This is a genomic window from Stenotrophomonas sp. IS26 (assembly GCF_054188265.1).
In genome coordinates this window covers 1-12,899 of the sequence record NZ_JBSZJV010000003.1, presented here as the reverse complement: position 1 = coordinate 12,899, position 12,899 = coordinate 1, and the positions used below count along the sequence as shown (strand labels likewise).

Sequence of the window (12,899 nt, the reverse complement as noted above, 5' to 3'; positions counted from 1 at the left end):
TGCGCTGCGTGGAGGCCGCTGGATCAGTCCGCGGCGTCCACATCCTGGGCGCTCTCGCACGCACGCTTCGGCGCACACAGGCGATCCAGCAGCGCCAGCGTGACCCCGTTGCTCCAGCCGAAGCCATCCTGCAGCGGGTACTCGCCACCGCCGCCGCCGGTGGCCGAACCGTCGACCACGTACTTCTCCACCAGCTTGCCCTCGCGGTCATACACGGTCTGCACGGTGCGCAGGAAGCGCGTGCCGATCCGGCGGGCGAGGGTGTCCTGTCCATAGCGCTGCAGCCCGTCCACCGCGACCCACTGCAACGGTGCCCAGCCATTCGGGGCATCCCATTGCTGCCCGGTTGTCACGGTGGTGGTCAGCAGCCCGCCATCGCGGAGCAGCTGCGAATCGACTGCCTGGGCGGTACGGCGTGCCTGCGTGCGCCCGGCAACGTCCAGCCACAAGGGAAACAACGCCGCCGCGGTCAGGGCAGGGCGGGTCTGGCCGCGCTCCAGATCGCGGTCCACGTACCAGCCTTGCGTTTCATCCCAGAGCAGTTGGTTGATGGCGTGCCGACGTGTCTTGGCCAGTTGGGTGAATGTGCGTGCGCCGCTGCGATCACCGGCCGCCTTGCTGGCGCGGGCCACGGTCGTTTCCAGATGGAACAGCAGGCTGTTCAGATCGACCGGCACGATCGCCGTGGTATGGATGCTCGCCAACGCAGACGGCTCGGCGAGCCAGCGTGAGCTGAAATCCCAGCCCGATTCCGCACCGGCGCGCAGGTCGCGATACACCTGTGAAGGCGCGCGCTGCGGCGCCAGGACGGCCGTGGCCACATCGTCCATCCAGGACTCTGTGCGTGGCACCGCGCGGTCGTCCCAATAGCGATTGAGCAGTTGCCCGTCCGCCAGCCGCACGACGCGTTCGCGCGCCTCGCCCGGCGCCAGCGTTTCCGCGCCGCGCATCCAGAATGCATGCTCGATGCGCAGCTGCGGCAGGTAACGGCGGTAGGCGTCATCGCCTTCGTGGGTGGCGAGTAGATCCACCATCAGGCTGAAGAAGGGTGGCTGCGAGCGGCTAAGGTAGTAGCTGCGGTTGCCGTTGGGAACATGGCCGTAGCTGTCGAGCTGGAACGCGAAGTTGTCCACCATGTCGCGCACCTGCTGCCAGCGACCACTGGAGGCCAGCCCGAGCAGGGTGAAATAGCTGTCCCAGTAGTACACCTCGCGGAAGCGCCCGCCGGGCACGACGTAGGGCTTGGGCAGCGGCAGCAGCGAGCCGTTCGGATCCACCGTGTCGATGGTGCGGGTCAGTACCGGCCACAGCCCCTCGATGTGCGCGCGCAGTGTCTCGCCCGCTGGTGGCACGTAGGGCTGGGTGTCACCGGGCACCGCGAAGTGCTCGGCCACGAAGGTTGCCAGATCGAATCCAGGTTGGGTCCTGGCGCGCTGCCACTCGGCGAGGAGGGGTGCGCTGGGCTGGCGGGGCACTGCATCCGCGAAGGTCTTCTGATCCTTGAACAGGTGCCCCCCCTGGACCTGCTGGAACAGGGGCTGCCACTGCTGGTCCGGTGTCTGCGGCGTCGGTGCCGTGTCGCGTGCCAGCGCAGTGGCACTCAGCAGCAGGGATGACAGCAGCAGACCGGCCAGGCGGGGACAGGGGCGCATGGGATGCCTCCGGAGGTGGGAAATCCACTGTACGGGCCGGCGCGTCAAGGGCTGGTACTTCCGGGGCAGCGCGCACGCGGTCATTGGGGTGCGGGCCGTTTGACGGTGCGGCCGCTTCCCTGATTGACCAAAGTGGTCCGCACCCCCTAGAATTCACGACCTCGCCGGAATAGCTCAGTTGGTAGAGCGGCGCATTCGTAATGCGTAGGTCGTAGGTTCGATTCCTATTTCCGGCACCAGATACAGCAGAAAGCCCCGGCCTTGGTCGGGGCTTTTTGTTTGTGGCGAAGTGGCCAGTTACCTCACTTCGCCCCACTCCCAACGGGATGCGAAGACCGCCGCCGGAACTTCCGCGACAGCCAATCCCCCGCATCATCCACCACGGTGAAGGCCGCGGGAATCACGATCAGGCTCAGCAGCGTGGAGGTGATCAAGCCCCCGATCACGGCGATCGCCATGGGCGCACGGAAGCTGGAATCCCCGGCAAAGCCCAGCGCGATCGGCATCATGCCCGCGCCCATCGCCAGGGTGGTCATGATGATCGGCTGTGCACGCTTGCGGCAGGCATCGATCAGCGCGTCATGTTGGCTCATGCCGTGCTCGTCTTCGGCCATCACCGCGTAATCCACCAGCAGGATGGAGTTCTTGGTGGCGATGCCGATCAGCATCAGCAGGCCGATCAGCGCCGGCAGCGAGAGCATGTTCTGGGTGATCAGCAGGGCGCCAAACGCACCGCCGGCAGACAGCGGCACCGCAGCCAGAATGGTGACCGGCATCAGCGCGTGGTTGAACAGCAGCAACAGCACCATGTAGATGCAGATCAACCCGGCGGCCATCGCCAACATGAAGCCGATGAACAACTCGACGAACACCTCCGCATCGCCGGTGTTGAGGAAGGTCACGCCCGGCGGCAGCTGCTTGACGCTCGGCAGGGCCTGCACCTCGGTCATCACATCGCCCAGCGGACGACCGTTGAGTTCGGCGGTGAGGGTCACGTTGCGCTGGCGCTGGTAGCGCGAGATCTGCGAGGGGCCGCTGCCTTGCTGGATATCGGCGACCGCCGCCAGCGGCACCGGGCCATTGCGGCCGGGCACGCGCAACTGGCTGATCAAGCCTGGGTTGGCCAGGGTGGCTTCGGCAAAGCCGACCCGGATCGGTACCTGGCGGTCGGGCAGGTTGAGCTTGGCCAGGCGCTGTTCGTAGTCGCCAGCGGTGGCGATGCGGGCGGCTTCGGCGATGTCGGCGGTTGCGACGCCCAGGTCCGCGGCGCGGGCGGGATTCGGCACGATCTGCAGTTCCGGGCGCAGCAGCGAGGCGGTGGAGGTGACGCTGCCCAGGCCTTGGATACCGCGCAGGTCGCGTTCCAGTGCGGTGGCGGCATCCTGCAGGCGTTGCGGGTCGTCACCGGAGAGCACCAGCTGCAGCAGGTTGCCGGGCTCGGAGCTGACATAGCTGACGCGCACGCCGGGCAGATCGGCCAGGCGCTCGCGCGCCTCACGTTCCAGCACGCGCTGGTCGCGGTCGCGTCCGTCGGCGCTGCCCCAGTCGAGCACCAGGGTCGCCTTGCGCGGCTCACCGACGCCGGTCGCACCCGGGTCGCCCAGGTCGAGCACGCTGCCGACCGCGGTATAGACCTGCTTGAGTTCGGGCATGTCCTTGAGCAGCCCGCGCGCGTGCTCGGCGACGGCCACGGTCTCCTGCAGGCGGGTGCCCGGCGGCAGTTCGAGATTGAGGTTGCTGCGGCCCAGATCGGACTGCGGGATGAAGGTGGCCGGGATGAACGGCACCAGCGCCAGCGATGCGACGAACAACCCGGTGGCCAGCCACAGGGTGCGGCCGCGATAGCGCAGGGCGGCGTCCACCCAGCCCAGGTACCACGTCATCAGTTTGGACTCCGGCTTCTCCTCGCCGTGCGGCTTGAGCAGGTAGGCGGCCATCATCGGGGTGAGCAGGCGGGCCACCAGCAGCGAGAACAGCACGGCGGTGGCAGCGGTCCAGCCGAATTCGCGGAAGAACTTGCCGGCGATGCCGGGCATGAAGGCCACCGGCACGAATACGGCGGCCAGCGTCAGCGAGGTGGCGATCACCGCGTTGCCGATCTCGCCGGCGGCCTCGCGTGCGGCTTCCAGCGGTGGCTTGCCCATGCGCAGGTGGCGCACGATGTTCTCGATCTCCACGATCGCATCGTCCACCAGGATGCCGACCACCACGGACAGCGCCAGCAGCGTGATGATGTTGAGGGTGAAGCCGAAGAAGTACATCACCGCGAACGTCGGGATGATCGACAGCGGCAGCGCCAACGCGGACACCCACGTTGCGCGCCAGTCACGCAGGAACAGCCACACCACCAGCAGCGCCAGCAGCGCGCCTTCCCAGAGCATGGTCATCGAGGAATCGTAGGAGCGATGCGTCTCATCGATCGCCGTGGTGACCAGGCGGAAGTCGATGCCGGGATGCTCGGCCTTGATCTTGTCCAGCGCGTCATGCACGCCGGCCTCCACCTTGACCTCGCTGGAGCCGCGGGTGCGCGACATCGAGAAGGCCACCACGCCCTTGCCGTCCAGCAGGGCGGCCTCGGTGGGATCGGCGGCGCCATCAGTGACCGTGGCCAGCGTGGACAGCCGCACGGCGCGCCCGTCCGGCAGGGCGATGGAGTAGTCGCGCAGCGCCTGTGCGTCACCGACGGTGCCCAGCGTGCGGATGGTCTGCTGCGCGCCCTCGACCTCGGTCTTGCCGCCGGCACGCTCCACCTGGATGCGGGCCAGCTGCTGCGATACATCGCCGGCGGTAATGCCCATCGCGATCAGCGCGTTGGGATCCAGATCCACCCGCACCTGGCGCTGCACGCCGCCCACGCGGGTGACGCGCGCGACACCCGGGACGCCGTACATCGCACGCGAGATGTCGCGGTCGACGAACCAGCTGGCCTCATCGGTGGTCATGTGCGGGGCGACCAGCGCATAGGTCATCAGCGAGCCGCCGATATCGACCTTGGAGATCACCGGCTCCTGGATGTCCTGCGGCAGGTCGGTGCGGATGCGCGTAACGGCATCGCGGGTGTCATCCAGCGCGGTGGCCAGGTCGGCCTCCAGCTGGAATTCGATGGTGGTGGTGCTGACGCCTTCGCTGACCGAGGACATCACGCGCTTGACGTTGTTGACCGTCGCCACCGAGTCCTCGACCTTGCGGGTCACTTCCGCTTCCAGCTGGCTCGGCGAGGCGCCCGGCTGGGTGACGGTGACGGTGGTCATCGGGAAGGCGATATCCGGGAAGCGCGCCACCGGCAGCTGATGGAAACCCCACAGGCCGGCCACGCACAGCACGAAGAAGATCAGCAGCGCAGGCAACGGGCGGTTGATCGCCCAGGCAGAGATGTTCATCGGGCGGCGGCCTTGGCATCGGCCACCACGCGCACGCGGTCGCCCTCACCGAGGAAGCCGGCGCCATCCACCACCACCTGATCGCCCGCCTTCAATCCTTCAAGGATCGCGGTACGGCCCTTGACGGCCTGGCCGGTGCTGACGCGGTGGCGGGTGGCCTGCTGTGTGTCGTTCACGGTGAACACGTAGTTGTGGCCATCGCGCTGCACGATTGCTGCGGTCGGGATGGTCAGCACCTGGCCGTCGCCGGTGACGATGCGGCCATCCACATAGATGCCCTGTTTGAGCGGGCCGGGCGTGGGCAGGTCGGCGTAGATCGTGCCGGTGCGGGTCTGCCCATCGACACCCGGGGTGACCGCGCGGATGCGGCCGCTGACCACCTGGCCGCCGTACGGCAGCTCCACGGTGTTGCCGACGGCGACATCGGCCAGCTGGTTTTCCGGCAGCTCCGCGCGCCACTCCAGGCGGCCATCGCGGATCAGGCGCAGCAGCTCGGTACCGGCGGAGACCACCTGGCCTGGCTGCACCAGGCGCTTGGAAATCAGGCCGTCGGCCGGCGCGCGCAGGTCGGCGAAATCGCGGCGCAGCTTGGCGGCGTCGCGCGCGGCACGGGCGGTGGCGGTCTGCGCCTCGGCATTGATGCGCGAGGCACGCAGCTCATCCAGGCTGCTTTCGCTGATCAGCTGCTGGGCGGCCAGCTTGGCGCTGCGCTCGTAGTTCATGCGGGCCAGCTCCTGCGAGGCCTGCGCCTGCCGCAACGAGGCATCGGCCTGCGCCAGCTCGCTGTCCAGGGTGCGATGGTCCACCTGCAGCAGCACCTGGCCCTGCGTGACCCATTGCCCCACGTCCACCAGCAACGCGGTGACGCGCTGGCCGCTGATCTCCACGCCCAGCTGCATTTCCTCGTAGGCGGTCACCGGCCCGGAAACCAGCACCGTGCGCGCCATGGTCTGCTGCTGCGCGGGCGCCAGCGAGACCGGCAGCGCCGAGCTGGCAGCGGCGGCGTCGGCCGAGGCCTTGTCGTCCTTGCCGCCACACGCGGACAGCAGCGCAGCGACCAGGATCAGGGAGAAACTGCGGAAGGAGGGTGCACGCATGGAGTGGCTTTCCGGGTCGGAACAGCGGGAAAAGAAAGGAAGGGGGCAATCAGGATTCGCGGGACAGGCGCAGTGCGATGCCATCCAGCATCAGGCCCAGCCCCTGCTCGAAGCGGGCGTCGAAATCGACCTCGCTCCACACGTCACGGGCCTGCCAGCAATGGGGAAAGCGGGCCTCGGCCAGCGCCAAGAACGCCTCACCCAGCGCCTCCATGCTGCCGTCGCCGGGCCAGGACTGCTCCTCGATGACAAAGCCCATCGTGTAGTACACCAGGTCCATCGAGGTGGTCGCGGCAAAGCGTGCCGGCGCGCCGGCGCCCATCAGCGCGGCGATGCTGGCCTCACCCACCCGCAGCACGTTCTCGGTCGCCAGGAAGGTGCCGGCATACACCCGCGCACCGTCACGGCGGGCCTTGAAGGCCAGGCGGAACTCGCGCCCGATCTGCAGCAGGGTCTGCCGCCATGGCTGCCCGGCGGGGATCGTACGGGCGACGTCGCCGATCATGGCGTCGGCCATGGCGTCGATCAGCGCCTGCTTGCTCTTGAAGTGCCAGTACAGAGAGGGCGCCCGGATGCCCAGCGAGCAGGCCACCTTGCGCAGGGTAATACCCTCCAGGCCGGCCTCGTCGAGGATCCGGAAGGCCGCCTCGACGATGTTTTCCCGCGCGATGGGTTGGCGCACTGTGCTCTGGCCTAACGTTGTTAGGGGGCGAATCTAACAGTGTTAGGCTGGCGCGGGCAAGTGCCGCCCGCGTGCCTCAGAGGTCGATCAGGTCGGCCTGCAGCGCCGCCATCCGGACCCGGTTCCGGCCACTCGTCTTGGCGTCGTACAGCGCCTCATCCGCCCGGGCGATCAGCGCCTCCAGCAGCCGCTGGTCGCCGCCCGGCAGCGCCTCGCCGATCGCGCCACCGACGCTGACGGAGACGGCAATGCGCTCGCCGCCCACGAGGATGGGTTCGGACGCCACCGCACTGCGCAGCCGTTCGGCGGCGGCGGGGATCTCGTCCACCGCGGACGCCGCCAGCAGGGCAATGAACTCCTCGCCGCCGAAGCGGGCGAACAGATCGCGCTCCCGCAGGGCGTCCCGGCAGCGCTTGGCGACCACCTTGAGGACTTCATCGCCGACCGGATGGCCGTAGGTATCGTTGATCTTCTTGAAGTGATCCACGTCCACCATCAGTACCGCGACGGCGCGGCCGTTGGCTTCGCGCGCGGCGATGATCTGGGCCGAGCATTCTTCGAAATGACGGCGGTTGGGCACGCCGGTCAAGGGATCGGAGGAGGCGAGGCGGCGCAGCTCGGCGGCCATCAGCAGATCGGCGGTGACATCGGTGAACAGCCAGATGCGCCCATGTGCGCCGTCGCCGCGCACCGGGTGGGTATCCACCTCGAAGGTGCGTTCGCCCAGTGTCCAGTTCTGCTTGGCCGCGAACTGGTCGTTGTTGATCTGGGCGCTGTAGGCCAGCTCCAGTTCGCCATGGTTGTCGCACCGTTGGCGCAGGGCGCGCATCGGGCCGGCGAGATCCGCGGCGCGGTGATCACCTGCCGTGCAACCCAGCAGTTCCGCTGCGTGCTCGTTGACCGCAGCACCTACGCCATCGCCATCGATCAGGACGATGCCCGCGGGCACGCTTTCAAACAGATCGAGGAACTGATTGCGGACGATGGCGCCGCGTGCGGCTTCCCGCCGCGCGGACAACAGCCGCGCCACGCTCGTTGCCAACAGCGGCACCTGCGCCGTCAACGCTGCGGGCGCAGGGGCGCTTCGCCAAACCAGCAGCAGGCCGCTCAGCGGCGCCCCGTGCGAAGGCGCCGGGACGTACAGCAGGTGGGCGGGGAGGCCTTCCAGGGCATGGATGATCGCCGTCGGCAGCCTGAACCCCGCCGCGTCCATGGCTTCGCCGTTCCAGCGGCACTCGAGGATGCCGCTGCGTGCCAGGTTGAAGCTCGGCGAGGGCAGTGCCGGGGCCGAGACCGCCCAGGTCGCCCGGCCGCCGGCGTCCACTTCCACCGCCATCACCAGGTCGGCGTGGGAGGCGAGGCGGGCGAACTGGCACAGGGCGGCCAGCGCGTCACTGTCGGACGTGGTCACAACGCGGTGCCTGCCAGTCGCTGTTCGAGGATGCGCATGACGTCATCCGGCGCGGTCATGTGCGGAAGATGCCCTGAGGCATCGATCACATCCAGGGTGGCGCCCTCGATCGCGTTGGCCAGCCAGTGGCCGACGGCAACCGGTACCGCCACGTCGTGTGCGGTCTGGATGAGGTGGACCGGGCGTGAAACCCGCGCGGCCAGGCTGCGCAGATCGGAGGTGAAAATCGTGCGCGACGTGTTGAGTGCGATGTCCGGGCGCATCTGGAACAGGGTATTGGAGAAATCGGCGACAACCGCGCTGTCCTCCACGCCGACGACCATCGGGGCGAAACCGGCGATCCAGGCCTGGTAGTTCGCACGCATGCTCTCGAACAGCTGCTCCAGGTCCTGCGGCTTGAAACCGCCGGTGTAGCCGGCGTCGTCGAGATAGCGCGGCGACGCACCGATGATGACCAGGCGCTCGAACAGCTCCGGCCGTGCAACGGCGGCGGCCGCGCCGATCATGCCGCTCATCGAGTGGCCGATGTAGGTGCAGTCACGCACGTCCAGTTCGTCCAGGATGTCGATCAGATCGTCGGCATAGCCGAACAGCGAGCCGTGCCGTTCGAAATCGTAGGTCTGCGCACCGTGCGGACCGCAGCCGGCGAGATCGAAGGAGATCACATCAAAGCGTGCTTCAAACCAGGGGCGCAGGGCGTTCCATGCGGTCTGATCGGTACCAAAGCCGTGTGACAGGATCGCGACTGATTTGCCCGCACCGGTACGGCGCCCGTTGAACCGCTCGAAACTTTCCACGCACATCCACCCATGGCGTCCTGCAAGGGCCGAATACTAGGTCACGGGCGCGCGCGGGTCCAACGCGCGCCCGTGCCGAAGACCAGTTGCCGCAGATAGCCGCCGATGAAACCTGCGATGGCCCCTGTGAGCGCACCGAGCAGCAAACGGGCGGCGACGCGGGCGATACGGCCGCCATGCAGCCGCACCCACGGCAACAATGTCATTGCCTGGGCACCGATCAGCAGGACCAGCACATCCAGCCCCAGCGCATCCACCACGGGCAGCAGTGGTGCAAGCAGTGGATTGCAGGCCATCAGGGTCACGATCGCGGCAGTGAGCGCGAACAGGGTGCGCCGGCCCATCGGCGTGGCGGTCCAGCGGAGAAGGCGGGCAGTCAGGGACACGGCAGGCTCCAGGCAGTTGGCCGGAGTGTACTGCGGTATCGTCATGCTCGAACTCCCGGGGATCACCCTCATGAAGATCGCAGTATTCAGCGCCCGCCCGTACGACCAGCAGTTTCTCGATGAGGCCAACCAGCGCCGCGGGGCAGGGCAGCCGTTCGAATGTCTGTACTTCGATGCCGCGCTGGATCTGCATACCGCGCCGCTGGCGCAGGATTGCGAGGCGGTCTGCGTGTTCGTGAATGACCGGCTGGATGCCCCCGTACTGCAGGCGCTGCACGCGATGGGCGTGCGTGCGGTCCTGCTGCGCTGCGCCGGCTTCAACAATGTCGACCTGGCGGCGGCGGGGCAGCTGGGCCTGTTCGTGGCCCGCGTGCCCGCGTATTCGCCGGAGGCCGTGGCCGAACACGCGCTGGCGCTGGTGATGACGCTCAACCGCCGGACCCACCGTGCCTACAACCGGGTGCGCGAGGGCAACTTCATGCTCGATGGCCTGCTGGGCCGCACGCTGCATGGCAAGACGGTGGGCATCGTCGGCACCGGGCAGATCGGCCTGGCCACGGCCCGCATCTTCAAGGGCATGGGCTGCACCGTGCTGGGCCACGATCCGTATCCGTCGGCGGCCTTCGCCGCGATCGGCACGTCGGTGGCGCTGGATGAGCTGCTCGCCCGCTCGGATGTCGTCTCGCTGCACTGCCCGCTGACGCCGGACACCCATCACCTGATCGACGATGCGTCACTTGCCGGGATGAAGCCCGGGGCGATGCTGGTCAATACCTCGCGCGGCGGGCTGGTGGATACCCATGCGGTGATCCGCGCGCTGAAGTCGCGCCGCCTGGGGCATCTGGCCATCGATGTGTACGAGCAGGAGAGCGGGCTGTTCTTCCAGGACCGGTCTGGCGAGATCATCGACGATGACGCGTTCCAGCGCCTGATGACCTTCCCCAATGTGCTGGTGACCGGGCACCAGGGCTTCTCACGGTGGAGGCGCTGCAGGAGATCTCGGCGATCACGCTGCGCAACCTGGCGGATTTCGTCAGTGGGGCGGCCTGCCCGAATCAGGTGCTGGCCGCCTGAGCGGCGCTGCCGGTGACGCCGGCCACCGGGGCGTGTACCGTGGCCATCCGCCGACGCCCGCGGCTGACTCGTTCATGTCTATACAAGGGCCGGAATGTTGCCGAATCGGGTCATTGCCCGGCACTGCGACAACGTGTCGCAGCCCAAAACAGGCCTTTCCTGCGCTGGATCATTGTCAATGCCTTTCTTAAATGATGCGTGACGGCCTAAAATTAGAAGGCTGACATGATCGTCCTTCGTGCCTGTCCCCTTGGACCGGCACCACCGGCTTTGGCTGGGACGGAGGCGGGCTTGAACTGGCATTCCCTACGCAATTGGATCGACCGATGATTCCGTTGAAACCCCTTGGACGCTTCCTGCGTCCGGGCCTGCTGTTTGCGTTGTCCGTGTTCCTGACGGGCTGCAACTCGGCCATCCTCAACCCCAAGGGCCAGATCGGCCACGACGAGAAGACCCTGCTCATCACGGCGACCGTGCTGATGCTGCTGGTTGTCGTGCCGGTCATCATCATGACCCTCACCTTCGCGTGGAAGTACCGTGCGACCAACACCAAGGCCCGCTATGAGCCGAAGTGGTCACACTCCACGGCCATCGAAGTGGTGGTCTGGTCGATCCCGTGCATGATCGTGCTGGTGCTGGCCGTGCTGACCTGGCGTTCCTCGCACGCGCTGGATCCGTACCGTCCGCTGGACTCGGACAAGAAGCCGGTGGTGATCGAAGCCATCTCGCTGGACTGGAAGTGGCTCTTCATCTATCCCGAAGAGAACATCGCCACCGTCAACGAGATCACCTTCCCGGTGGATACCCCGCTGAACTTCAAGATCACGTCCGATTCGGTGATGAATGCGTTCTTCATCCCGCACCTGGGCAGCATGATCTATTCGATGACGGCCATGGAGACCAAACTCCACCTGATCGCCAACGAGACCGGTGAGTTCCCGGGCATGTCCTCGCACTACAGTGGCGCGGGCTTCAGCAAGATGCATTTCTCCGCGCACTCGGTGACCGAGGCGGAGTACCAGCAGTGGCTGACCAAGGTGCGTGCCGAAAGCGCGACCCTGGACAAGACGGCCTTCGCTGCGCTGGTGGCCGAAAAGAACCACGACTGGCACCCGGTGACCTATTACGGCACCACCGAGGCCGGCCTGTTCGACTGGGTCATCGCCAAGCACATGGGCGACAACCAGCACTACGGCATGAAGCACGACCACAAGGCCATGAAGCATGACGGCGCCGAGGGCGAAAGCCATGAAGGCCACGACATGCAGGCCATGAGCGGAGCCCACGACGAAGCGGCCAAGCTGCCGGTCCATGCCGACCAGCCCGCTGCCGCGGACGCCGCACACACTGCAGACGAGCACGCCGCAGCCGGCCACGCCGGTCACGACGGCTCGGGAGAATGACCATGAATCTGTTGGGTAAACTGACCTTTGCCGACATTCCGCATGACCCGATCATCATCACCACGTTGATCGGTGCTGGTATCGGCGGCCTGCTGGTGTTGGCCCTGATCACCAAGTTCAAGCTGTGGGGCTATCTCTGGAAAGAGTGGTTCACCTCGGTCGACCACAAGAAGATCGGCGTGATGTACCTCATCGTCGCCTTCGTCATGCTGCTGCGCGGCTTCGCCGACGCCATCATGATGCGTGTCCAGCAGGCGATGGCCGCTGGCGGCAACGAGGGCATCCTGCCTCCGCACCACTACGACCAGATCTTCACCGCCCACGGCGTGATCATGATCTTCTTCGTGGCGATGCCGCTGATCACCGGCCTGATGAACGTTGTCGTGCCGCTTCAGATCGGCGCACGCGACGTCGCCTTCCCGTTCGTCAACTCGCTCAGCTTCTGGCTGTTCGTAGCGGGCGCGGGCCTGGTGATGATCTCGCTGGGTGTCGGTGAGTTCGCGCAGACCGGCTGGCTGGCCTTCCCGCCGTTGTCAGGCAAGGAATACAGTCCAGGGGTAGGTGTCGATTACTACATCTGGGGCCTGCAGGTCGCCGGCCTGGGTACCACGCTGAGCGGCATCAACTTCTTCATCACCATCTTGAAGATGCGCACCCCCGGCATGAAGCTGATGCAGATGCCGATCTTCACCTGGACCGCGCTGGTCACCAACGTGCTGATCATCGCCGCCTTCCCGGTGCTGACGATCACCCTGGTGCTGCTGACCCTGGATCGTTACCTGGGCACGCATTTCTTCACCAATGACGGTGGCGGCAACGCCATGCTGTACATCAACCTGATCTGGATCTGGGGTCACCCGGAAGTCTATATCCTGGTCCTGCCGGCCTTCGGCGTGTTCTCCGAGGTCATCGCCACGTTCTCGCGCAAGGCGCTGTTCGGCTACAAGGGCATGGTCTACGCCACCGCCTGCATCGGCGTGCTGTCGTTCCTGGTCTGGCTGCACCACTTCTTCACCA

General features: G+C 66.7%; 9 protein-coding genes, 1 tRNA gene and 1 pseudogene. 4 read left to right on the top strand and 7 right to left on the bottom strand.

Annotated features, from left to right (window positions below):
• Window positions 1-23: 23 nt before the first annotated feature.
• Window positions 24-1,652: an alpha,alpha-trehalase TreA gene (gene treA / locus ACW6W5_RS03625; protein WP_152153694.1), complete on the bottom strand. Its 1,629-nt coding sequence runs from the start codon at window positions 1,650-1,652 to the stop codon at window positions 24-26.
• A gap of 163 nt (window positions 1,653-1,815) precedes the next feature.
• On the opposite strand from treA, the gene ACW6W5_RS03620 reads away from it, so the two are divergent.
• Window positions 1,816-1,891 (top strand) — tRNA-Thr (locus ACW6W5_RS03620).
• Between the two features lie 63 nt (window positions 1,892-1,954).
• Here the strand turns inward: ACW6W5_RS03620 and ACW6W5_RS03615 are convergent.
• The 6 genes from ACW6W5_RS03615 to ACW6W5_RS03590 form a co-directional block, all read right to left on the bottom strand.
• Window positions 1,955-5,032, bottom strand: coding sequence for an efflux RND transporter permease subunit (locus ACW6W5_RS03615; RefSeq protein ID WP_152153696.1), 3,078 nt, complete (start codon window positions 5,030-5,032; stop codon window positions 1,955-1,957).
• Entirely contained in the window at window positions 5,029-6,129 is a 1,101-nt protein-coding gene (locus ACW6W5_RS03610) for an efflux RND transporter periplasmic adaptor subunit (RefSeq protein ID WP_152153698.1), read from the bottom strand. The genes ACW6W5_RS03615 and ACW6W5_RS03610 overlap by 4 nt, the downstream gene beginning before the upstream one ends.
• A 49-nt stretch (window positions 6,130-6,178) precedes the next feature.
• Complete coding sequence (locus ACW6W5_RS03605) at window positions 6,179-6,811, bottom strand: TetR/AcrR family transcriptional regulator C-terminal domain-containing protein (RefSeq protein WP_152153701.1); 633 nt, start codon at window positions 6,809-6,811, stop codon at window positions 6,179-6,181.
• 76 nt (window positions 6,812-6,887) lie between these two features.
• Window positions 6,888-8,222, bottom strand: a complete 1,335-nt coding sequence (locus ACW6W5_RS03600) for a GGDEF domain-containing protein (RefSeq protein ID WP_152153703.1) — start codon at window positions 8,220-8,222, stop codon at window positions 6,888-6,890.
• A complete protein-coding gene (locus ACW6W5_RS03595) occupies window positions 8,219-9,025 on the bottom strand; it encodes an alpha/beta fold hydrolase (protein WP_121043445.1) in 807 nt (268 codons plus the stop codon). The genes ACW6W5_RS03600 and ACW6W5_RS03595 overlap by 4 nt, the downstream gene beginning before the upstream one ends.
• 35 nt (window positions 9,026-9,060) lie before the next feature.
• The gene (locus tag ACW6W5_RS03590) at window positions 9,061-9,405 is read right to left on the bottom strand and encodes a hypothetical protein (RefSeq protein WP_121043588.1); all 345 of its coding nucleotides are present in this window, start codon (window positions 9,403-9,405) and stop codon (window positions 9,061-9,063) included.
• 70 nt (window positions 9,406-9,475) lie between these two features.
• Here ACW6W5_RS03590 and ACW6W5_RS03585 point away from each other — a divergent pair.
• From ACW6W5_RS03585 to ACW6W5_RS03575, 3 genes and pseudogenes are all read left to right on the top strand, one after another.
• Window positions 9,476-10,479: pseudogene (locus ACW6W5_RS03585) on the top strand (2-hydroxyacid dehydrogenase).
• 326 nt (window positions 10,480-10,805) lie between these two features.
• Window positions 10,806-11,882: a ubiquinol oxidase subunit II gene (gene cyoA / locus ACW6W5_RS03580; protein ID WP_121043451.1), complete on the top strand. Its 1,077-nt coding sequence runs from the start codon at window positions 10,806-10,808 to the stop codon at window positions 11,880-11,882.
• An 8-nt stretch (window positions 11,883-11,890) separates the two neighbouring features.
• Window positions 11,891-12,899 (top strand): cbb3-type cytochrome c oxidase subunit I (locus ACW6W5_RS03575; RefSeq protein ID WP_193222845.1); only part of this gene is annotated, 1,009 nt, incomplete at its 3' end.